General features: G+C 47.7%; 16 protein-coding genes. 11 read left to right on the top strand and 5 right to left on the bottom strand.

Going from position 1 to position 23,340, the window contains the following annotated elements:
* Positions 1-118 precede the first annotated feature (118 nt).
* The 4 genes from aspS to IAD09_09160 all read left to right on the top strand — a co-directional run bounded on the left by aspS (position 119) and on the right by IAD09_09160 (position 4,367).
* A complete protein-coding gene (aspS, locus tag IAD09_09145; protein HIT82386.1) occupies positions 119-1,876 on the top strand; it encodes an aspartate--tRNA ligase in 1,758 nt (585 codons plus the stop codon).
* A gap of 13 nt (positions 1,877-1,889) precedes the next feature.
* On the top strand, positions 1,890-2,984 hold the full coding sequence (locus IAD09_09150) for a Nif3-like dinuclear metal center hexameric protein (GenBank protein HIT82387.1): 1,095 nt from the start codon (positions 1,890-1,892) through the stop codon (positions 2,982-2,984).
* 2 nt (positions 2,985-2,986) lie between these two features.
* Positions 2,987-3,751 carry a hypothetical protein gene (locus tag IAD09_09155; GenBank protein ID HIT82388.1) on the top strand — a complete coding sequence of 255 codons (765 nt, stop codon included), beginning with the start codon at positions 2,987-2,989 and terminating at the stop codon, positions 3,749-3,751.
* 85 nt (positions 3,752-3,836) lie between these two features.
* Positions 3,837-4,367 (top strand): GNAT family N-acetyltransferase, encoded by a 531-nt coding sequence (locus IAD09_09160; protein ID HIT82389.1) that lies wholly within the window; start codon positions 3,837-3,839, stop codon positions 4,365-4,367.
* A 73-nt stretch (positions 4,368-4,440) separates the two neighbouring features.
* Here IAD09_09160 and scpA read toward each other — a convergent pair whose 3' ends face one another.
* From scpA to IAD09_09185, 5 genes are all read right to left on the bottom strand, one after another.
* Positions 4,441-6,594, bottom strand: a complete 2,154-nt coding sequence (gene scpA, locus IAD09_09165) for a methylmalonyl-CoA mutase (protein HIT82390.1) — start codon at positions 6,592-6,594, stop codon at positions 4,441-4,443.
* A gap of 28 nt (positions 6,595-6,622) precedes the next feature.
* Complete coding sequence (gene mutA, locus IAD09_09170; protein ID HIT82391.1) at positions 6,623-8,485, bottom strand: methylmalonyl-CoA mutase small subunit; 1,863 nt, start codon at positions 8,483-8,485, stop codon at positions 6,623-6,625.
* A gap of 139 nt (positions 8,486-8,624) precedes the next feature.
* Positions 8,625-9,764, bottom strand: a complete 1,140-nt coding sequence (locus tag IAD09_09175) for an ABC transporter permease (GenBank protein ID HIT82392.1) — start codon at positions 9,762-9,764, stop codon at positions 8,625-8,627.
* On the bottom strand, positions 9,757-10,677 hold the full coding sequence (locus IAD09_09180) for an ATP-binding cassette domain-containing protein (GenBank protein ID HIT82393.1): 921 nt from the start codon (positions 10,675-10,677) through the stop codon (positions 9,757-9,759). The genes IAD09_09175 and IAD09_09180 overlap by 8 nt, the downstream gene beginning before the upstream one ends.
* A gap of 12 nt (positions 10,678-10,689) precedes the next feature.
* Complete coding sequence (locus IAD09_09185; GenBank protein ID HIT82394.1) at positions 10,690-12,690, bottom strand: DNA primase; 2,001 nt, start codon at positions 12,688-12,690, stop codon at positions 10,690-10,692.
* A gap of 323 nt (positions 12,691-13,013) precedes the next feature.
* Here IAD09_09185 and tig point away from each other — a divergent pair, with 323 nt between their 5' ends.
* The 7 genes from tig to IAD09_09220 all read left to right on the top strand — a co-directional run bounded on the left by tig (position 13,014) and on the right by IAD09_09220 (position 23,316).
* Entirely contained in the window at positions 13,014-14,369 is a 1,356-nt protein-coding gene (gene tig / locus IAD09_09190; GenBank protein ID HIT82395.1) for a trigger factor, read from the top strand.
* Between the two features lie 163 nt (positions 14,370-14,532).
* Positions 14,533-15,207, top strand: a complete 675-nt coding sequence (gene clpP, locus IAD09_09195) for an ATP-dependent Clp endopeptidase proteolytic subunit ClpP (protein HIT82396.1) — start codon at positions 14,533-14,535, stop codon at positions 15,205-15,207.
* Positions 15,207-16,445 carry an ATP-dependent Clp protease ATP-binding subunit ClpX gene (gene clpX, locus IAD09_09200; protein ID HIT82397.1) on the top strand — a complete coding sequence of 413 codons (1,239 nt, stop codon included), beginning with the start codon at positions 15,207-15,209 and terminating at the stop codon, positions 16,443-16,445. Before clpP ends, clpX begins: the two co-directional genes overlap by 1 nt.
* 98 nt (positions 16,446-16,543) lie before the next feature.
* Entirely contained in the window at positions 16,544-18,724 is a 2,181-nt protein-coding gene (recQ, locus tag IAD09_09205; protein HIT82398.1) for a DNA helicase RecQ, read from the top strand.
* Between the two features lie 167 nt (positions 18,725-18,891).
* Complete coding sequence (guaB, locus tag IAD09_09210) at positions 18,892-20,370, top strand: IMP dehydrogenase (protein ID HIT82399.1); 1,479 nt, start codon at positions 18,892-18,894, stop codon at positions 20,368-20,370.
* Positions 20,371-20,494: 124 nt separating this feature from the next.
* On the top strand, positions 20,495-22,435 hold the full coding sequence (locus tag IAD09_09215) for a peptidylprolyl isomerase (protein HIT82400.1): 1,941 nt from the start codon (positions 20,495-20,497) through the stop codon (positions 22,433-22,435).
* A gap of 20 nt (positions 22,436-22,455) precedes the next feature.
* A complete protein-coding gene (locus IAD09_09220) occupies positions 22,456-23,316 on the top strand; it encodes a peptidyl-prolyl cis-trans isomerase (protein ID HIT82401.1) in 861 nt (286 codons plus the stop codon).
* The last annotated feature ends 24 nt before the right edge of the window (positions 23,317-23,340 follow it).

Consider the following 23,340-nt stretch of genomic DNA (forward strand, 5'->3'; position numbering starts at 1 on the left):
GCATCATTCATTGCTTATTCATCTAAAATAAACTACCTTTGCGCATCTTGTGCCGCGGAATGCACACCGTGGGTGTGAACGAGGCATTTGTAATATTTTGACAATAAACAGGAAATATATGTATAGGACAAAAACATGCGGAGAATTGCGATTGAGCGATGCCGGTAGTGTCGTCACATTGGCAGGTTGGGTACAACGCCTCCGCAAGATGGGCGGTATGACATTTGTCGACCTGCGCGACCGGTATGGAATTACGCAATTGGTTTTCAACGAAGAAGAAAATGCCGAGTTGTGCGAGCAGGCCAATCATCTGGGACGGGAATATGTGATTCAGGTTGTCGGGAAAGTGAATGAACGATTCAGCAAGAATCTCAACATACCTACCGGTGAAATCGAAATCATCGTTTCGGAGTTGAAGGTGCTGAACAGTGCCTTGACACCGCCATTCACTATCGAAGACAATACCGATGGCGGTGACGACATTCGCATGAAATATCGTTACCTCGACTTGCGCCGTTCGGCTGTGCGCAAGAATCTCGAATTGCGTCACAAAATGACGATAGAGGTGCGTAAATACCTCGACGAACATGGATTTATCGAAGTGGAAACCCCGATTTTGGTAGGCTCCACCCCCGAGGGCGCCCGGGACTTTGTCGTTCCCTCCCGTATGAACCCGGGACAATTCTATGCTTTGCCCCAAAGTCCCCAAACCTTGAAACAGTTGTTGATGGTATCGGGATTTGACCGTTATTTCCAAATTGCCAAATGCTTCCGCGATGAAGATTTGAGAGCCGACCGTCAGCCCGAATTCACCCAAATCGACTGTGAAATGTCATTTGTGGAGCAAGATGACATCATCAACCTTTTCGAAGGCATGGCCAAATACCTCTTTAAAGTCATTCGCGGTGTAGAACTCACCGAACCTTTCTTGCGTATGCCTTGGTCCGAAGCCATGAAATATTATGGAAGCGACAAACCCGATTTGCGTTTCGGCATGAAGTTCGTTGAGTTGATGGACATCATGAAAGGCCACGGCTTTTCGGTCTTCGACAATGCGGCGTACATCGGTGGTATCTGTGCCGAGGGAGCCGCTCACTATACCCGCAAGCAACTCGATGCCCTTACCGACTTTGTGAAAAAGCCGCAAATTGGTGCCAAAGGAATGGTTTATGCCCGTGTCGAGGCCGACGGAACGGTAAAATCGAGCGTCGACAAGTTCTACCCGCAAGAGGTGTTGCAGGAGATGAAAGCGGCCTTCGGTGCCAAACCGGGCGATTTGATTTTGATTCTCAGCGGCGATGATGCCATGAAGACCCGCAAGCAACTTTGTGAGCTTCGTCTCGAAATGGGCAATCAACTGGGATTGCGCGACAAGAACAAATTTGCCTTGCTTTGGGTGGTTGACTTCCCCATGTTTGAGTGGAGCGACGAGGAAAATCGCCTCATGGCCATGCACCACCCCTTTACACACCCCAAAGAAGAAGACATTCCTTTGCTCGATACCAACCCCGAAGCTGTCCGTGCCGATGCCTATGACATGGTGTGCAACGGCATCGAAGTGGGAGGCGGGTCGATTCGTATCCACGATGCACAGTTGCAAGCCAAGATGTTCGAAATACTGGGCTTTACCCCCGAACGCGCACAGGAACAGTTCGGCTTCCTCATGAATGCCTTCAAATACGGTGCTCCCCCTCACGGCGGATTGGCTTATGGCCTCGACCGCTGGGTGAGCATATTTGCCGGCCTCGACAGTATTCGCGATTGCATCGCTTTCCCCAAGAACAACAGTGGCCGCGATGTGATGCTCGATGCCCCTTCGGTGCTTGATCCCAAGCAACTCGACGAGTTGAATCTCAAAGTAGAACTGCCTCAGTAAATCATTTCGCATGATAACGGTCGGAGACATCATACAAGTCTTGGAAACGGTGGCACCTTTGGCGTTGCAGGAATCCTATGACAACGCCGGGTTGCTTACCGGTTCACGCGACATGGAGGCGCACGCCGCCCTTGTGTGCATCGACATTACCGAGGAGGTCATCGACGATGCCATATCCCAAGGAGCCAATTTGGTCATTTCGCATCACCCACTGGTGTTCCGTCCCCTGAAATCATTTACCGGAAAAGATTACATCGAACGCACACTCATCAAAGCCATCAAAAACGACATTGCCATCTATGCCTGCCACACCAATATGGATAATGCGTGGAATGGCGTAAACTTTAAAATGGCCGAGATGTTGGGGCTCTTCAATCTCTCGATACTCTCACCGCTTCCCCAGCAACTGTTGAAGTTGGTGACCTATGTCCCGTCGAGCCATGCCGATAGCGTGCGGCAGGCTCTCTTTGAGGCCGGAACCGGTACCATAGGCGATTATGACGCATGCAGTTACAACAGCGAAGGTTTCGGGACGTTCCGGGCCGGAGAAAGCACTCACCCTTATTGCGGCGCAATCGGTGAATTGCACCAAGAGCCTGAAATGAGGATTGAGATGGTACTTCCTCGTCATCTGCGTGCACGGGTGGTGCGCACGCTTTTGCAGGTGCACCCCTATGAAGAGCCGGCATTCGACCTCATTGCCATAGAGAACGAATGGGAACAGGCCGGTGCAGGGGTGGTGGGAGAGTTGCTCTGCCCGATGGACGAGATGGATTTTTTGCAACGATTGAAATCGGTTTTCAAGGCCGGTTGCGTAAAATATTCTTCTCTTACGGGGAAAAAGATACGACAAGTGGCATTGTGCGGAGGTTCAGGCTCATTTCTCATACCCAAGGCCGTGGCAATGGGAGTCGATGCCTTTGTGACCGGAGAAATCAAATACCATGAATTTTTCGGCAATGACGACTCCATATTATTGGCCGAAATAGGCCATTATGAAAGCGAACAGTACACAAAAGACATTTTTTGTGAGATAATAACAAAAAAATTTCCTACCTTTGCGTGCTATTATACAAAGGTTGAAACAAATCCGATAAATTATTTGTAAGCATGGCTACTGAAAAGACAAAAGCTGAAAAGGAATATACCGTTGAAGAACGGTTGAAAACGCTGTACGAGTTACAGACTATGCTCTCGGAGATAGACCGCATCAAAACCTTGCGCGGAGAACTTCCTCTCGAAGTAAAAGACCTCGAAGACGAGATCGCCAGATTGGAAACCCGGGTTCAAAAGTTCCAAGGCGAAATCGTCCAATTACAAAGCGATATTGCCAAAGAGAAAGAAGGAATCAAAAATTCCCAAACGCTTATTGAGAAATATACAGCCCAACAAGACAATGTGCGAAACAACCGGGAGTTTGATTTCTTGACAAAAGAAATAGAATATCAGAATTTGTCGATAGAGCTCTGCGAAAAACACATTCGCGAATATACGGCTCAGGAAAAGAACAAAAAAGAGGAAATCGAGACCTGTCAAACCACTATTGCCGAGCGGACAACCGACTTGCAAGAGAAAAAAGAGGAACTCGATGAAATCATCGCCGAGACTCGCCAAGACGAGGAAAAATTGCGCGAAAAAGCAAAAAAACTCGAACAACAGGTCGACCCCCGTCTGTTGTCGGCATTCAAACGCATCCGTAAAAACGCCCGTAATGGCTTGGCCGTCGTTTATATCCAACGTGGAGCTTGCGGAGGTTGCTTCAACAAAATCCCGCCACAACGGCAACTCGACATCAAGATGCACAAAAAAATCATCGTTTGCGAATACTGCGGTCGCATCATGATCGACCCTGAATTAGCTGGCGTACAAGAATAAGATTTTTTAAAAGGAAATCAAAGGCGGGTTCAGATTCCATGGAACCCGCCTTTTTTATTGATGATTGTGGATTTACAGAGAAGACATGACACATTTCAAACAAGTGAGAGAAGAGTGCCACAGGCATGAGAAGGCGGGAGAGGAGTTGCCCTATTCCGTCAGGCCGGCTGTCATCACAGATGTGGTTGCCATGCAATCTCTTTTTCGCGATACCGTATTACAGATTTGCCGTCGGGACTACACCGCCGAAGAGGTGGCGGACTGGGTTTCATGCGGAGACAGCTCGGAGCATTGGGAGGCCCTCCTTTCGGCACACCGCTACATTGTCGCACAAGACAGGCAGGGTAACATCATCGGCTTTTCTTCCATGAACGCCGCCGGTTACCTGCACGCCATGTTCGTTCACAAAGACTGGCAGAGAAAAGGTATTGCGGCTTTGCTGCTCTCGGAGGTGGAAAAAATGGCTCATGGGTATGGCGTAGACCGAATCAGCGTTGAAGCAAGTATTACCGCACGGGCTTTTTTTGAAAAACATGGCTACACCGTGATGCGGGAGCAGAAAGCAAAAGCTAATCGGTTATATATGACCAATTTTGTCATGATGAAAATTTTGTAGTCATCAGGAAATTGACACAAAAAAGGAGTGTCCTGGTTTTCAGGACACTCCTTTTTTGTAGGAGGGGAAGTGTTTATTCTTCCCAACCGCGTAATTGCATGAGGATTTTGGTGACGTCATAAGCCGAGCGGGCCACAGGTGTACCGGGACCGAAAATGGCAGCAACTCCTGTTTTGTAGAGGAAGTCATAGTCTTGCGGAGGAATAACGCCACCGGCAACGACGACGATGTCTTCGCGACCCAGTTTCTTCAACTCTTCAAATACTTGGGGTATGAGGGTCTTGTGACCGGCAGCCAAAGAGGACACGGCCAATACATGCACGTCGTTTTCAACGGCTTGGCGAGTTGCTTCGGCCGGAGTCTGGAACAGCGGTCCCATATCGACATCGAAGCCGCAATCGGCATATCCAGTAGCTACGACTTTGGCACCGCGGTCGTGACCGTCCTGACCCATTTTGGCAACCATGATACGAGGTTGACGGCCCTCTTTCTGCGCAAATTTTTCGATAATTTCCTTGGCCCGTATGAAGTCGGGGTCATTCTTTGTTTCTGTTGAATACACGCCTGATATGGTTCTAATGATTGCTTTATAACGTCCCACGACAGCTTCGCAGGCATCTGATATTTCGCCCAGCGTCGCTCTCACTTTGGCTGCTTTCACGGCCAAGTCGAGCAGGTTGCCTTGTTTGGTCTTCACGCATTCGGTAATGGCGTCAAGAGCGGCTTTCACGGCATCGTTGTCACGATGAGCTTTCAAGTCGTTCAGTCGGGCAATTTGCTGGTTGCGTACCGAGGTATTGTCCACTTCGAGAATGTCGATGGGGTCTTCTTTTTCGAGACGGTATTTGTTGATACCCACAATGGTTTGTTTGCCCGAGTCGATGCGAGCCTGCGTGCGAGCCGCAGCCTCTTCGATACGCAGTTTGGGCAGACCGGTCTCGATGGCTTTGGCCATACCGCCGAGTTTCTCGATTTCCTGAATGTGTTCCCACGCCTTGTGCGCCAACTCATTGGTGAGGCTTTCGACGTAATACGAACCAGCCCACGGGTCAATCTCTTTCGTTACATAGGTCTCTTCCTGAATGTAAATCTGAGTGTTGCGGGCAATACGAGCCGAGAAGTCGGTAGGCAGGGCGATGGCTTCGTCGAGGGCGTTGGTATGCAACGATTGGGTATGACCTTGTGCGGCTCCCATGGCCTCGATACAGGTACGGCCTACATTGTTGAAGGGGTCTTGCTCGGTAAGCGACCAGCCCGATGTCTGCGAGTGGGTGCGCAAAGCCATCGATTTGGGATTCTTGGGGTTGAACTGTTTGACGATTTTGGCCCACAGCATACGCGCTGCACGCATCTTGGCAATCTCCATGAAGTAATTCATGCCGATGGCCCAGAAGAACGACAGACGCGGAGCAAATGTATCGATATCCATTCCGGCATTGATTCCGGCACGGAGATATTCCAATCCATCGGCCAAGGTATATGCCAATTCGATGTCGGCTGTCGCACCGGCTTCCTGCATGTGGTACCCCGAGATGGAGATGGAGTTGAATTTGGGCATGTACTGGGAGGTGAACTCGAAGATGTCGGCAATGATACGCATCGAGAACTCAGGCGGATAGATATAGGTATTGCGCACCATGAACTCTTTCAGAATATCATTCTGAATGGTTCCGGCCATCTCTTCGAGCTTGGCTCCTTGTTCCAGTCCGGCGTTGATATAGAAGGCCATGATGGGAAGTACGGCTCCGTTCATGGTCATTGATACCGACATTTTGTTCAAGGGTATGCTGTCGAACAAGACTTTCATGTCCTCGACACTGCATATCGACACACCGGCTTTTCCTACATCACCGACGACTCGTTCGTGGTCGGCATCATAGCCACGGTGGGTGGGCAGGTCAAATGCCACCGAAAGACCTTTCTGTCCCGAAGCCAGGTTGCGGCGATAGAAAGCATTCGATTCTTCGGCGGTAGAGAATCCCGCATATTGCCGAATGGTCCAAGGACGCATGGCATACATTCCGCTGTACGGACCTCTCAGATAGGGAGGAATACCGGCAACATAGTTGAGGTGCTCCATGCCTTCGAGGTCGGCTTTGGTGTAGATGGGTTTTACGGGAATCTGTTCGGGAGTTATCCAGTCGGCATTGTTGTTTTGCAGCTCCGCATGTCCGCTATGGGCGAAAGCATCGGTGCGAATATTTATGTTTTTGAAATTAGGTCTCATAGTGTAATGCTTTTAAGCCATTGGCGGGTTAAATAGATAATAAGGTATTATACTCTTTCAGCGTTTCGAGGACGTTGCTGCGTACATTGATAAATCGCGTGATACCTTGTGATTTCAAATCTTCCATGCATTCAGGAGCGCCGGCAACGACAAGAATGGCTTTGTCGCCCAACAACTGATGAGCTTCGGGAGCCAAAGTGGCATATTCTTCGTCGCTCGAACAGAGGACAACGATGTCGGCCTTGGCCTTCAAGGCTGCCTCAATACCCGCTTGCACCGTGTCGAAACCAAGGTTGTCGATGATTTCATAGCCGGCACAACCGAAGAAGTTGCCCGAGAATTGCGAACGAGCCAACCGCATGGCCAAGTTCCCGATGGTCAGCATGAATACTTTGGGACGCTTGCCCGATTTTTCGGTAGCCAATCGCAAGGCTTCGAAATCGGCTGCACCACGGCCTGAGCGGAGGAATGGCATTTCGGGCGTACACTCTTCGTGATGGTGGCACCCGCAAGCATGAGCCGAATCGGCAACGATTTTATCGAGCGCCGTTTCATGGATATTGGGATATTGGTTGGTTCCCAAAAGAATTTCTTTGCGTCGGGCAATGGCTGTGCGACGAGCTTCGGCTGCATTGTTTACCGCATTTTGCACCAGTCCAGAGCGGAGGGCGGCATAGAAACCTCCGGCTTCTTCGACTTCGAGGAAGAGTTTCCACGCCTCTTCGGCGATAGAAGCAGTCAGTGTTTCGATGTAATAGGAGCCTCCGGCGGGGTCAACGATTTTATTGAAATGGGATTCTTCTTTGAGCAATAATTGCTGGTTGCGGGCAATGCGTTCGGAAAAATCGTCGGGCTGCTTATATGCAATGTCAAACGGCGTTACCGTAATGGAATTCACCCCGGCCAAGGCTGCCGACATGGTTTCGGTTTGCGAACGGAGCAGGTTGACATGTGCATCGTAGATGGTCATGTTGAATTGCGAGGTCTGAGCGTGCATCATGATTTTGGCGGCGCAGTCACAGGCCGGTTTATAGGCCGAAACGATTTGTGCCCACAACATGCGTGCAGCACGGAATTTGGCCATCTCCATGAAATAATTCGACGAGATGCCGAAATTGAATTTGATGCGCTTGGCGATTTCATCTACCGGGAGTCCTTTGTCGGTAAGCGCGGCGAGCCATTCATTACCCCATGCCAAGGCATATCCCAACTCCTGGGTGATGTATGAACCGGCGTTGTTGAGCATCACGGCATCGACCATCAACACGCGGTAGTGGGGCAGTTCCGAGACTGACTCAATGGCTTGAACAGCCATGTCGGCATATTTCGGGAAGTCCCTGCCATGTTTCAGTATGCGTTTGAACGGGCCATAACTAATAGAACCTTTGACTTTTTGGAGATCTACACCCTGAGCTTTGAAATAAGCCGTGAGTTCGGTGCCCACTTTTACTGCATTCTTTATGCAGGAGATGAAGTTCAACTCCACGTTTTCGGCATCGATACCTTTCAGTAAAGTGGCAAATCCTTCGGGGTTTATATGGTCTTGTCCTATCTGGAAGCCCAATGACGTAACTCCTTTTTGGAGCAAATCCAATGCTTTCTGATTGGCTTCTTGCGGGTTTTCGACATGAATATCTTGGCGAATGAGCCATTCATTGTCGCGTTTCGTCCCCCTTACATAAGGATATTCTCCCGGAAGGGAATCGGTCGTTTTCAACCCTTCAATGTCTTCGGCCCGATACATGGGCTGAACATTGAATCCTTCGTTGGTGCGCCACACGAGCTTTTTGTCGAAATCGGCGCCTTTCAAGTCAGCAATAACCTTCTCTTTCCATTCTTCGGTAGAGACTGGCGGAAATTGCTCGAACAGTTTTTCTTTATTCGCTGTCATATGTTTTTCTTTAAGGTTTTTAATTCCATAAACGTCTTTGGTCAGGCAATTGAAAAATTTATAATTTCTCCAAAGGTAGGAATAAATTTCCCAATAAAAAATCTTTATGACAGGATTTTATCCGTGGAAAGAGGGCTTTTTATCTTTTCTTATATGATAAAAGCCGGGATTGATAGATGCGACTTGCAAAATGTATGCATATGCCGGCAAAAAAGAATAGAAGGGCAAGGGAACAAAGGGTCTCGACAACGGGCATGTCGTAGGCATACCGGGTAACGAGCAGCATGGGAGAGGTGAATGGCAAGTAGGTGCACCATGCGGCAAGGTTGCCCGACATGTCGTTCAGGCTATACAGCCCGACATAGAATGCAATCAGGGAGAGAAAGGTAAGGGGGACTACAAATTGCCGGCTGTCGGTCTCGGGATTGATATAGGCGCCAACAATGGCAAACAGGGAGGCATAGAGCAAATAACCACCCATGAAGCTGAGGAAGAAAAGTATTGTCCAACCCGGTGTGATAAAGGCAAAATCGTCCGATGCCGTAGAACAGTCGATTCTCATAAATAAAAGGAACAAGGCTCCCCATATCAGGAATTGTGTTACCCCACACAAGGCGATGGCAATGATTTTCCCGTAAATCAAATCCCGGGCCTTTACCGAGGTCAAGAGGATTTCGAGTATTCTATTGCTTTTCTCTTGGACGGTGCTTTGCAAGACACGGGCACTATATATAAAAATAAATAGATATATCAACGTGCTGAATATGACGATTCTGTCAAAATATTCGTGTCCCGCGATTTCGGTTGAATTTCCAATCGGGGAGAGGTCGATGATGTCGAGGGGAACGTCAAGTCGAGACCGCATCTCATCGGGCAGTTCTTGTAACTTTTGATGGAGAATGTAGTCGGAGAGGAGGCACGTCAGATACTGTTTTGTTTCTTTCCGGTTGACCTCTGTTGAATAGAAAATGGTCGAAGGAACGCCTTTCTCATCTTTCGTCCCGATGTAAAGAACCGTTTGAGGCGTGACATCATCGGGGAGGGAGTTCTCTCTTTCGGACAGATAGGTTATCCCCGCTTTGCCGGTAAACGCATCGGCGTAGCTACCTTCACGGTCGATGACATACACTTGGCGGGCATCATTTCCCGATGTCGCGGTCATGAGCAGATAATATCCGCACCCGAAAAGCATGGGCAACAAGAGTGTCATCAACCAAAACGAGCGTTGCGTGACTTGTGCCCGATATTCCCGATGTATGATGAGCATTAATTTATTCATGGCTTCTATCGGATTGTAAAGGGCCTGAAACGACTTGGGTAAATATCTCTTCGAGGGTGGTCTCTTGGGCTTCGAAACGCGACAGGGGATATTCCCTCGACAGGAAAGATGACAATTCCGAAACACTTATCCCTTTTTTCATCTTCACGATATGTTCGCGACCGGTTGTCTCAACGATGGAGAATAGCGAGCGTTCTTCTTGCAGGATTATCGATTTTTCGGTCGTGAAACGGTATAACGACGAAGCATGTCGTTTCTTGATTTCTTCGAGACAACCTTGCAGACCGACACGTCCTTGATTGATGAGAATGACGTGCGAGCAAAGTGTGGCGGCTTCGTTGAGATGGTGCGTCGAGAGGAGAATCGTAGTACCTTGCTGTTGTAAATCCAAAATTTCGGCGCGCATGGTTGCCAAACCGATAGGGTCGAGTCCTGAAAACGGCTCGTCAAGAATCAACATACGAGGGGAGGCGATGACAGTGCCGATAAACTGGACCTTTTGCTGCAAACCTTTCGAAAGGCTTCCGACGAGATGTCGGGCCCTATCGCCGAGGCCGAGTTTTTCGAGCCACATCCGGGCCAATCGTTTGGCTTCTTGCCGGGGTATTCCTTTGATACGCGCCAAAAATACCAACTCGTCGGTCACGCTCATGGCATTGTAGAGTCCTCTTTCTTCGGGCAAATAACCGATGTGGTCCATGTCCCTGTCGCATAACGGACGATTGTCGAACACGACGGTGCCCCTGTCGGGACGGAGGATTCGGGTGAGAATGCGCATCAAAGTCGTTTTTCCGGCACCATTCGGCCCCAAAAGCCCGCATATTTTTCCTTCGGGTATGTCGACGGATACCGTATCGAGAGCCACTTTCGCCCCGAAACGTTTCTCTATGTCGTGTGTTTCAATCAGACTCATGTCCGGGGCGCTTTACCGAGGTCTGACAATTCGTTCGCCAAGTTCCTTGGCCAACGCCGCTTTTACCTTGAAAAGGTCCGACAGTTTCTGCATGAGAGCCCGTTTCTCCTCGATGCTTTCCTCACCTCTTTTCAGTTGTTGCTGCATGGCGGCTATTTCCTGCCCGATTATGGCGTCTTTCAACTCGAACAAGGCTCGTGGTACCAACTCGCCGATGCGCTCTTCTTCACTGGCGATATGTTGGTATTTGGTGTGTACCTTGCTCAATTCATATTTGTCACTGATGCAGTTCAAGGCAATGTCACTGATTTCGGGGTCGGGGTGTGAGGTAAAATACCGGGCGAGATGCGTCTCGGAGCGGGCAAAACAGGCTTCGGCTTCTTCCCTGATTCTTTGGTATATGGGATTTGAAAAAACGATTTCGTCGTTTTTCAGGTCGTTGAAGATATACGGAGCCACTTTCCACATGGCCCCTGCATCGTCTTTTGGGAAAAGGTCCAAGTCTCCATATCTGATGATATAGCGTATCAATGAGCGTTCTGCCAAGTCATTGATATATTTGGTAGTCGAAGTTCCTGGTTGTGTGGGCGGGGTGTGTCGTGTTGGCTCTTCAAGCGAAATAGGGCTTTCTCTCTCCGTCGAAGAGGTATTATTGGAATCGGTGTCAGAACCGGAATTGCCATTTCCTTCTTCCTTGTTATTTGCCAATTCTTGATATCGGCGCTTGTTTATTTCGGTGAGTAGCACATTTTCGGCAATCTCCATGACACGGCTACATTCTTTGACATAAACCGAACGTTCGATTCTATCAGGGATTACTGCAATACTTTGTACGATATCGGTGATGAGCGCCGCTTTTTTGATGGGGTCTTGACCGGCACTTTCGAGCAAGAGGTCGGTTTTGAATCGGATAAAATCGACTTCATGTTCATTGATGTATTGAGTAAACGCCGCAGCACTCTGTTTCTGTGCGAAAGAGTCGGGGTCATCACCGTCGGGCAAAAGGACGACTTTGATGTGCAGACCTTCTTTCAGGAGCATGTCGATGCCTCGCAACGAAGCCTTTATGCCGGCGGCATCGCCGTCATATAGCACCGTCACATTGTTGGTAAAACGGTGTATGAGCCTTATCTGCCCCGGAGTAAGTGAAGTACCCGATGAGGCCACGACGTTTTCAATACCCGACTGGTGCATCGACAAGACATCGGTGTAGCCTTCGACCAAGAAACAGTTGTCCTGTTTTACGATGGCTTGTTTGGCTTGATAGATGCCATAGAGTTCATGGCTTTTGTGATATATGTCCGATTCGGGCGAATTGACATATTTGGCCATCTTCTCATTCTTTTTCAGTATGCGGCCACCAAATGCCAACACTTTCCCCGATAGGCTGTAAACCGGGAATATGACTCGCCCACGGAAACGATCGCTGATTTGTCCGTCACTGTTTTCAAGACAAAGGCCCGTGGAAAGAAGATATTCTTTCTTATATCCACGCTTTCGGGATTCGTTGTAGAGGGCATCACGTTGATCGAGCGAATATCCCAATCCGAATTTCTTGATGATGTCATCTCTAAATCCCCGTTCATGGAAGTAAGAAAGCCCGATAGAGCGCCCTTCGGCATGATTGAAAAGAATGTTTGAAAAATATTCCTGCGCGAAAGCATTCACGATGAGCATGCTTTCGCGTTTACTCTGTTGCTGTTTTTCCTCTTCGCTTTGTTCCCGTTCGTGAACTTCGATGTTGTATTTCTTGGCCAAGTATTTCAATGCCTCATAATAGGTCATTTGTTCATGTTCCATGATAAAATGCACGGCACTGCCCCCTTTCCCACAACTAAAACATTTACAGATGTTTTTCGACGGGGAAACGCTGAACGAGGGGGTTTTCTCGTCGTGGAAGGGGCACAGACCAATATAGTTCACGCCCCTTTTTCGCAAGGTGACGAAGTCCGAAACGACTTCGACAATATTGGCGCTGTCGAGGATTTTATCTACGGTGGCTTGGTCTATCATGTCAACATCAAAATTTAAGCACGACGAAGGTACGATTTCTTCTTCTTTATAGCAAACCTTCCCTGAAATAATTCCCCGTCCATAAATTCACTTGCCGTTATTCGGGCCCACAAGGAAAGTGAGACTGGATATACCTTAATAAAGGAAGGGTGGTGTCGATAAGGTGAAAAATTTCGATAAAAGTTTGCTGAATATCGAAAGATTACAATTACTTTTGCACCATTAAAATTGCGGGCATGTGCGAAATAAGCTCCTTTTGTGCTTCGATTTTAAACATAATCTACTGAAAATAACATAGATAATAACCAAATAGATTCGCAAGAATGAACGTTTCACAAGAAAACACAAGCAAAGTTTCGGCTTTGATAAAGATTGACATCGTAAAAGCCGATTATGAAGAAAAAGTAGAAAAGGCTTTGCGTACTTATCGTCAGAAGGCTAATATCCCCGGTTTCCGTAAAGGTATGGCGCCGATGGGTATGATCAAGAAAATGGTGGGCAAATCGATCCTGCTCGAAGAAATAAACAAATTGGTTTCGGAAAGTCTTTACAATTATATTAAAGACAATAAGATGAATATCCTGGGCGAGCCTCTGCCCTCGGAATCGCAAGCAGAAATCGATTTCGACAAACAAGAGGATTTCACTTTCCTGTTCGACGTGGCTTTGGCACCTGAAATCGACATCACCCTTACTGACAAAGACAAAATCGACTATTACCACATCGACATCGATGATGACATGGTAGCCAAGCAGAAAGAGGCTCTTTGCAGCCGTTTCGGCGTGCAACAACCTGTCGAAGAAGCCAGCGAGAAAGACATCGTAAAAGGCCAGTTCGTAGAACTCGACGAGAACAACGCGCCCAAAGAAGGCGGCATCTCGGTTGAGTCGCTTCTCACCCCGGCTTATCTCAAAGACGAAGCCGAGAAAAATAAATTCGTCGGCAAGAAAGTCGGAGACAAGGTCGTATTCAATCCGTCTGTTGCTTGTGGCGAAAATGACACCGAAATTGCAGCCATGCTGCACATCGGAAAAGATAAATCGGCCGATGTGAAATCGAACTTCGAAGTCGAAATCACTTCTATTCTCGGATTCAAACCCGCCGAAGTGGGACAAGAACTCTATGATAACGCTTTCGGTAAAGATACCGTAAAGAGTGAAGAAGAATTTACCGCAAAAATCCGCGAAATGCTCGCCTCGCAGTTGCAACCCGAGAGCGATTACAAGTTTGCCCTCGATGCCCGCACCGCATTGGAAGCCAAAGTGGGAGAGGTGGAACTTCCCGACAACCTGCTCAAACGTTGGCTGGTTGTGACCGGTGAAAACCGCACGGCCGAGTCGGTAGAAGAGGAATATCCCAAAATGGTCCCCGACTTGAAATGGCAACTCATCAAGGAAGAAATCGTGAAAAAATACGAAATCAAAGTCGATGACGCCGATATGCTCGAAATGGCCAAGAAAGCAACTCGCGCACAGTTCGCCCAATACGGTATGGCCAATGTGCCCGATGACCTGCTCGAAAAATATGCTTCCGATATGCTGAAAGACAAGAAAATCGTCAGCAACATTGCCGAGCGTGCCACCGAAGAAAAAATCATCGAGACAATCAAATCCCATGTTTCTCTGAACGAAAAGAACATTTCGGTCGAAGATTTCTATAAAATGTTTGAAAGCAAATAATCCGACAGACATTTTCCACATAAAAAATCAGCCCCCAGTCCGGGCTGATTTTTTATATCGTTACTCTCCACATTTCCCGCGAAAAACAAAATTTGCGGGATAATGGTTTTATTTCTATCTTTGTTTGAAGAAAAAATCAGAAACCTCAAAAAACGTTTTGATTATGAACGACGATTTTAGAAAATATGCCACCAAACATTTGGGAATGAATGGCCTTGCTCTCGACAAATACATCGACATAACAAGCAGTTACATTTCTCCGACGATTATCGAAGAACGTCAGATGAATGTTGCCCAAATGGACGTTTTCTCCCGTTTGATGATGGATCGTATCATCTTCTTGGGGACACAGATCGACGATTATGCTGCCAATGTCATACAGGCTCAACTGCTCTATCTCGACTCGTCCGACCCCGGTAAGGACATTTCCATCTATCTCAATACCCCGGGCGGAAGCGTATATGCCGGGTTGGGTATTTACGATACGATGCAATATATTTCGAGCGATGTCTCGACCATTTGCACGGGTATGGCAGCCTCGATGGGTGCCGTCTTGCTGGTGGCCGGGACAACGGGCAAACGTTTTGCCTTACAACATTCTCGCGTGATGATTCATCAGCCGATGGGGGGAGCCCAAGGGCAAGCCTCCGATATCGAAATTACGGCTCGCGAAATACAGAAATTGAAGAAAGAACTTTACACCATCATTGCCAACCATTCGGGCAAACCGTATGAACAAATCGAAAAAGATTCGGACCGTGATTACTGGATGACCGCTGCCGAGGCGAAAGAGTATGGCATGATCGACGATGTATTAGTACGCGTAAAAACGAAATAATGGGAAAGAAAGAAACAGAATGCCGTTGCTCGTTTTGCGGACGGAGCGAACGGGAAGTCGGCTATCCGCTTCTCTCGGGATATGCCGGATATATCTGTGTCGAATGCGCAGAACAAGCCTCTATTGCAGCCCGCGAAATCAAGCAGAAAGCCTCGGATCTGAAACTCGGGCTCGAAGAGCTGCCCAAACCCAAGGAAATAAAAGCCTTCCTCGACCAGTATGTCATCGGTCAAGACGATGCCAAACGTTATCTCTCGGTAGCTGTTTACAACCACTACAAGCGCTTGTTGCAATATAAACAAGGGAAAAAAACAGATGATGTAGAAATAGAAAAATCGAACATCATCATGGTGGGACGCACCGGTACCGGTAAAACCCTCTTGGCAAAGACCATCGCCAAATTGTTGAAAGTACCTTTTACGATAGTCGACGCAACCGTTCTTACTGAGGCCGGATATGTGGGTGAAGACATCGAAAGCATTCTTACCCGCTTGTTGCAGGTGTCGGATTATGATGTCGATGCCGCCGAACGGGGAATCGTCTTTATCGACGAAATCGATAAAATCGCCCGCAAAGGCGACAATCCGTCCATCACACGCGATGTGAGTGGCGAAGGCGTACAGCAAGGACTGCTCAAACTCCTTGAAGGCTCGGTCGTGAACGTTCCCCCGCAAGGAGGCCGTAAACACCCCGAGCAAAAGATGATTCCGGTCAATACAAAAGACATTCTTTTTATCTGTGGCGGTGCGTTCGACGGTATCGAAAAGAAGATAGCCATGCGTCTCAACACCAAGGTCGTAGGATATGGGGTAGACAAAAAACGCGATACCATCGACCGGGAAAATCTCTTGCAATATATCACGCCGCAAGATTTGAAGTCGTTCGGCTTGATACCGGAAATCATAGGCCGTCTGCCCATATTGACATACCTCGATCCACTCGACCGCCAAGCCTTGCGTCAAATCCTGACCGAGCCCAAAAATTCCATTATCAAGCAATATGTAAAAATGTTTGAAATGGACGGTATAAAACTCACCTTTGATGAAGAAGCGCTCGATTTCATGGTCGACAAGTCCATCGAGTTCAAACTTGGTGCACGAGGGCTGCGTTCCATCGTCGAGGCAATCATGATCGATGCCATGTTTGAACTTCCATCGACCGATTGCAAGTCACTTCACGTTACGAGAGCCTATGCCGAAGAGAAAATAAAGAAAGCAAATATGCACACACTACATTAAAAAATAGGAGGATAAATTTGTATAGTGAAAGAAAATTCATAAATTTGTTCATAATCACAGATTATGCGTGCTGAAAACCGACTATAAATGAGAACTTTATGACAACGAAAAACGATTTGACCGCAGCTTTGAAAGAGCATTTCGGGTTTGATGCTTTCAAGGGAAACCAAGAAGCGATAATCAAAAATCTGCTTGCCGGAAACGATACGTTTGTGTTGATGCCTACGGGAGGAGGTAAATCGCTCTGTTACCAACTGCCTTCACTACTCTCCGAAGGCACCGCAGTTGTTATATCGCCACTCATAGCCTTGATGAAAAATCAAGTCGATGCCATGCGGAATTTCAGCGAAGAAGACGGGGTGGCGCATTTTATAAATTCCTCGTTAAACAAAGCGTCGATTGATTTGGTCAAGGAAGACATTCTCTCGGGTAAAACCAAGCTCCTATATGTCGCCCCCGAATCATTGACCAAAGAAGAAAATATCGAATTCCTCAAACAGGTAAAAATATCGTTCTATGCCGTTGACGAGGCACATTGCATATCGGAGTGGGGACATGATTTCCGCCCCGAATATCGTCGCATTCGTCCCATCATCAACGAAATAGGCTCCCGGCCGGTAATTGCCCTCACGGCAACAGCCACACCCAAGGTGCAGCACGATATACAGAAAAACTTGGGAATGACCGATGCCGCAGTCTTCAAATCGTCGTTTAACAGGCCCAATTTGTATTATGAAGTACGCCCCAAAACAAAAAATATCGATAAAGAAATTATCAAATATATAAAGTCCCAACCCGGAAAATCGGGTATCATTTACTGTCTGAGCCGTAAAAAGGTCGAAGAACTGGCCGAAACCCTCAAAGTGAATGGTATCAATGCTCTGCCCTACCATGCCGGAATGGATTCAAACACACGCACACATAACCAAGATGCTTTCCTGCTCGAAGAAGTCGATGTCATCGTGGCAACCATTGCATTCGGAATGGGCATCGATAAACCCGACGTGCGCTTTGTGATTCATTACGACATACCCAAGAGCCTCGAAGGCTACTATCAGGAAACCGGCCGTGCAGGACGCGACGGGGGCGAAGGCCAGTGCATAACCTTCTATGTCAAAGAAGACTTGGAGAAACTGGAAAAATTCATGCAGGGAAAGCCCATCGCCGAACAAGAAATAGGAAAACAACTGTTGATCGAAACGAAAGCATATGCCGAGTCGTCGGTATGCCGCCGCAAATTGTTGTTGCACTATTTCGGGGAAGAGTATACCGAAGATAATTGCGGGAATTGTGACAACTGTTTGAACCCCAAGAAACAAGTGGAAGCACAAGATATGTTATGTGCGGTATTAGATACCGTAATAGCCTTAAAAGAAAAATTCAAAGCCGAACACGTCATCGACGTGCTTTTGGGCAAAGAAACCTCAGAAATCCTCTCCTATAACCAAGATGAACTCGAAGTATTTGGTTGCGGACAAGGTGAAGACGAGAAAAAATGGGCCACTGTCATACGGCAAGCCCTTATTGCCGGATATTTGGACAAGGACATCGAAAATTACGGACTGCTGAAAGTGACGAAAGCAGGACATGAATTTTTGAAACACCCTGTATCGTTCAAAATCGTACAAGACAATGATTTCGATGAAATAGAGGAAGAAGCTCCCATGAAAGGCGGTGGCGTTTGTGCCGTAGACCCGGTACTCTATGCCATACTCAAAGACTTGCGCAAGAAAATCGCAAAAAAACTGGAACTCCCGCCCTATGTCATTTTCCAAGATCCGTCGCTGGAAGCCATGGCCACCACATACCCCGTAACGCTTGAAGAGCTGCAAAATATCCCCGGCGTGGGAGCGGGGAAAGCCAAACGATACGGGGAAGAATTTGTGAAGGTCATCAAAAAGCATTGCGACGAAAATGAGATAGAACGTCCCGAAGATTTGCGCGTACGCACCGTCGCCAACAAGTCCAAGCTGAAAGTCTCCATCATACAAGGCATCGATCGCAAAATAGCATTGGACGAACTGGCCGAGTCGAAAGGCTTGGAATTTTCCGACCTCCTCGACGAAGTGGAGGCCATCGTATATTCCGGCACCAAAATCAATATCGATTATTTCCTCGAAGAGGTAATCGATGAAGACCACATCGAAGACATCTTTGAATATTTCAAGGAGGCCGAAAGTGACGATCTCGAAGCGGCCATCGAAGAGTTGGGCCGTGATTATACCGAAGAGGAGATACGCCTGGTGCGTATCAAATTCCTCTCAGAAATGGGAAATTGACCAAAGTGTCACAACAACAATCAAAAAGAGTGGGGGATAACCCGCTCTTTTTTTGTATACCGAAAAATAAAAAAGCCCTAAAAGAGAAAAAAGATTTTTTTAACCCATGATTCTTGCAAAAAAATGCGTATCTTTGCGTGCAATAAATTTCTTTAAGCCTAACAACTATGTCATTTATTGCCGATAAAATCGTAATGGACGGATTGACATTTGACGATGTATTGTTGATCCCTGCTTATTCCGAAGTGCTTCCGCGCGAAGTCAATCTCACCACCCGTTTTTCACGAAACATACAACTGAACATACCTTTTGTTTCGGCAGCGATGGATACCGTCACCGAGGCTCAATTGGCTATTGCCATTGCCCGGGAAGGTGGCATCGGTGTCATACACAAAAATATGTCGATCGAAGCACAAGCCAAGCAAGTGCACAGTGTGAAACGTGCCGAGAACGGAATGATATATGACCCGGTAACCATCAATCGCTCAGCCACGGTTACCGATGCATTGGCCATTATGCACGAATATCATATCGGAGGCATACCTGTCGTTGACAACGACGGCCGTTTGGTAGGTATCGTCACCAATCGGGACCTGCGTTTCGAGCGGAACGAGAAACGGGCCATCGACGAGGTCATGACAAAAGACAATCTGATAACAACGACCCAGTCGACCGACCTGCAACAGGCTACGGACATTCTGCAACAGCACAAAATCGAAAAATTGCCCGTTGTGGACAAAGACTTCCACTTGGTGGGTTTGGTTACTTACAAAGATATTACCAAAGCCAAAAACAAACCTTTTGCCTGCAAAGACAAGCTCGGCCGTTTGCGCGTAGCTGCCGGCATAGGCGTCACAGCCGACTCGATGGAACGTGCCTCGGCATTGGTCGAAGCCGGAGTCGACGCCATTGTCATCGATACCGCACACGGGCACTCCAAAGGCGTGGTAAACGTATTGAAGAATGTCAAAGCCGCATTCCCGCAAATCGATGTGGTTGTAGGAAACATTGCAACAGGAGAAGCTGCCAAATATCTGGTTAATGCCGGAGCCGACGCCGTCAAGGTAGGTATTGGCCCGGGTTCGATATGTACCACTCGCATCATTGCCGGTGTAGGTGTTCCGCAACTCTCAGCCGTATATGATGTTGCCAAAGCCCTGAAAGGAACCGGTATACCCTTGATTGCCGATGGAGGTATCCGTTATTCGGGCGACATTGTCAAAGCTCTTGCGGCCGGTGGTTATTCGGTCATGCTGGGTGGTATGTTGGCCGGTGTAGAAGAGTCGCCCGGTGAAACGATTATCTACAACGGACGTAAATTCAAATCCTATCGTGGTATGGGTTCGCTCGAAGCCATGGAAAAAGGGTCGAAAGACCGTTACTTCCAAGCCGGCGAAACCGATGTGAAAAAACTTGTACCCGAAGGTATTGCCGCTCGCGTTCCCTACAAAGGTTCACTTTATGAGGTCGTATATCAAATGGTAGGCGGCTTGCGTGCCGGCATGGGATACTGTGGTGCCCCCGACATCGAAACCCTGCATGAGGCCAAGTTTACCCGCATCACCAATGCCGGTGTTGCCGAAAGCCACCCCCACGATGTAGCCATTACGAGTGAATCGCCCAATTACAGCCGGGGACAACAGTAGGTCTCTTACCATACTTTAATAAGTTTATACACCTGTTTGACGTGTTCGATATAATAAATTTATTATATTTGAGCCGTTAAAACAGGTGTATTTTTATATCATGTCATCAAAGAAAAACAATACGATGAAAATTCCGCATATTTTATTGGCTTCAACCCTGTTTTTCCCCATGTTGTCTTACGCACAGGTCTCTGCCGACAGCGAGATTATGCAAGTAGCCGGGAAAAGCATAACCAAAGGAGAGTTTGAATATACATACCGGAAAAATATCCAGCAACAATCCGATAAGACACCCCTTGATGAGTATGTTACGCTGTTTGAGAATTATAAATTGAAGGTAGCTGAGGCCGAATCCCAAGGAATAGATACCACGCAGCAATTCCTTGCCGAATTTGAAGGGTACAGGAATCAATTGGTAAAACCCTATATGGTCGATGCAAGTGCCGAGGAGAAACTGGCCCATGAAGCCTACGACCGTCTGCTCGAGGAGGTCGAGGCCAGCCACATACTCTTTACGGTAGCGCCAACAGCTACGCAGGCCGAGAAAAAAGCGGCATATCAGAAAGCCATGGAGGTGAGAAACATGGCAATGGGAGGAGCCGATTTTGCCTCCTTGGCCCGACAATATTCCGAAGACCCTTCGGCACAAAGGAATGGGGGATATTTGGGGTATTTCGGAGCCTTTTACATGGTTTACCCGTTTGAAAAAGCGGCGTATGAGACACCGGTTGGAGAAATATCCATGCCGGTCGAATCACAATTCGGTTATCATCTCATCAAGGTAACGGGGCGACGCCCCACCCGGGCCGTTTCACTCTCTCACATCATGTTGAAGGTGTCACAAAACGCGCCCGAAGAGAAGCAAAAAGCACAAGAAGCAAAAGCTTGGGCTCTCTATAAAAGAATACAGAATGGCGAAGATTTCGCGGCCTTGGCACGCCAATATTCCGAAGACCCGTCATCATCTGCAAACGGAGGTCTTTTGCCATTGTTGTCGACGGGACAGATTATACCGTCTTTCGAAAATGCAGCTTTTGCATTGACAAAAGTGGGAGAAGTATCGACTCCGGTGCGTACCGAATTTGGCTGGCACATCATCAAACTGTTGGGAGAGAAGAGACCCGAGTCATACGAGAAAATGCGCGAATTCATCGTCCGTCGCATGGCCCGAGACGAGCGTTCCGATGCCGGTCACAAGATGTTTGTGGAGAATCTGAAAGCAGAGAAGCATTTTGCTTGGAACGATGCCGTTAAAAATCAAATTGAGAAAAGCATAGCCGATACGGCTTTTTACGGCCGACTGGCACAAATGGACGAGCCATTATTCTCGTTTGCAGGGAAATCATATCCGGCATCAGGATTACTTCGATATGCCAAGGCCGGGAAATCACCCGACAACATCTCTATGGTTGAATTGCGGAAATGGATTGACCAATACGTCGATGATGCACTGATTGAATACGAAACGGCCGAGTTGTGCCGCACCAATGACGAGTTTCGGTATCTGTTGCAGGAATACCGTGACGGAATGCTCCTGTTTGAGGTCAGCAACCGCGAAGTGTGGAACAAAGCTCTGGAAGATGAGTCGGGCTTGAAAAAATATTTCCGCAAGAACAAGAAAAAATATGCTTGGGACACACCGCGATACAAAGGGTATGTCATATCGGGTGATGATTCATTGATGGTAAAAGAGGCCCAAAAAAGATTGTCAAAAGTCAAACAGGACCAAGAAGATGCCGTAATAGCCGAGTTATATGAAGAATATAACGACAGCACGCGCCATATCACCATCGAAAAAGGACTGTATCAGCAAGGAATGAACGCCGTTGTCGATACAAGAATCTTCATGGCCGGGAATGCCGATACGGTGCAAACAACTCTGCCTGTCAAAGCTGTTTGCGGGAAGTTAATCGGTACCCCTGAATCATACGAAGAGGTGAAAGGCCCGGTAATTTCGGATTACCAAAATTATCTCGAACAAAAGTGGGTTCGGAAATTGCGCAAGAAATACCCCATCACGGTAAACGATGAAGTTCTCGCTTCGGTAAAACCGATTGACGAATAAATCATAAAACGACCAGACCTATGCGTCCAGGCTATCTACCAACCACAATCGCCGCGCTGCTGCTTTCCTTCTCGGCATGTACCCTCGATAAGAAAGAGATCCCGGGAGCCATCGTCAGTGTGGGAGACCGATATCTCACCCGTGAGATGCTTGCACAAGTTATTCCCAACGGTCTTTCGCCCCGCGACAGCAGTGCCTTTGCCGACGCGTATGTGCGCCATTGGGCCGAAGACGAGCTCGTGTATGATGCCGCCCAAAAGAACATACCCGATGTGGAGAAAATCGATATGTTGGTCGATAAATATCGCCGGGAACTTTTCGTGCATGAATATCAGAAACAAATACTCAGCGCCAAACTCGATAACGAAATATCAAATGATGCCGTGCGGAATTATTACCGTACCCATCTCGACAAGTTTGTATTGAAAACCCCTATCATCAAAGGTCTTTTCTTAAAAGTCGCAGAGACGTCACCCGAGCTGAAAAACCTGAAAAAATGGTATCGCAGCAAAGACCATGGCGCCGTAGAAAATATCGAGAAATATACGCTCCACAACATTATCAACTACGACTATTTCTATGACCGGTGGGTCTCGTTCGATGAGGTTTTGGGGGCAATCCCATATCAAGTAAGCGATGCCAACCGTTTCTTGCAAACCCATACCTATATCGAGGTCAATGAAGACGGTTATTGGTATTTGTTGAACATCAGCGACTATCTGCCCGCAGGAGCAAATATGCCGCTCGATTTCGCCCGCACGCAAATCGAAGAGATTTTGTTGAACCAAAAACGCATGGACTTCTTGCATCAAATGAATAACGAACTCTACCAAGAAGCTCTCGAAAATCGAAAGATAAAGTATTATGGCCGGGTATATTGACCTTACGGCCCCTAATGATAACGA

This window comes from Candidatus Caccoplasma merdavium, assembly GCA_018715595.1.
Lineage (GTDB): Bacteria > Bacteroidota > Bacteroidia > Bacteroidales > UBA11471 > Caccoplasma > Caccoplasma merdavium.

Coding starts and splice junctions, on each gene's coding strand:
- clpX (HIT82397.1), top strand. CDS start 15,207: ATGGGAAAGAAAGAAACAGAATGCCGTTGCTCGTTTTGCGGACGGAGC.
- guaB (HIT82399.1), top strand. CDS start 18,892: ATGTCATTTATTGCCGATAAAATCGTAATGGACGGATTGACATTTGAC.
- scpA (HIT82390.1), bottom strand. CDS start 6,594: ATGAGACCTAATTTCAAAAACATAAATATTCGCACCGATGCTTTCGCC.
- IAD09_09175 (HIT82392.1), bottom strand. CDS start 9,764: ATGAATAAATTAATGCTCATCATACATCGGGAATATCGGGCACAAGTC.
- IAD09_09215 (HIT82400.1), top strand. CDS start 20,495: ATGAAAATTCCGCATATTTTATTGGCTTCAACCCTGTTTTTCCCCATG.
- IAD09_09155 (HIT82388.1), top strand. CDS start 2,987: ATGGCTACTGAAAAGACAAAAGCTGAAAAGGAATATACCGTTGAAGAA.
- mutA (HIT82391.1), bottom strand. CDS start 8,485: ATGACAGCGAATAAAGAAAAACTGTTCGAGCAATTTCCGCCAGTCTCT.
- IAD09_09160 (HIT82389.1), top strand. CDS start 3,837: ATGACACATTTCAAACAAGTGAGAGAAGAGTGCCACAGGCATGAGAAG.
- tig (HIT82395.1), top strand. CDS start 13,014: ATGAACGTTTCACAAGAAAACACAAGCAAAGTTTCGGCTTTGATAAAG.
- recQ (HIT82398.1), top strand. CDS start 16,544: ATGACAACGAAAAACGATTTGACCGCAGCTTTGAAAGAGCATTTCGGG.
- IAD09_09185 (HIT82394.1), bottom strand. CDS start 12,690: ATGATAGACCAAGCCACCGTAGATAAAATCCTCGACAGCGCCAATATT.
- aspS (HIT82386.1), top strand. CDS start 119: ATGTATAGGACAAAAACATGCGGAGAATTGCGATTGAGCGATGCCGGT.
- IAD09_09220 (HIT82401.1), top strand. CDS start 22,456: ATGCGTCCAGGCTATCTACCAACCACAATCGCCGCGCTGCTGCTTTCC.
- clpP (HIT82396.1), top strand. CDS start 14,533: ATGAACGACGATTTTAGAAAATATGCCACCAAACATTTGGGAATGAAT.
- IAD09_09180 (HIT82393.1), bottom strand. CDS start 10,677: ATGAGTCTGATTGAAACACACGACATAGAGAAACGTTTCGGGGCGAAA.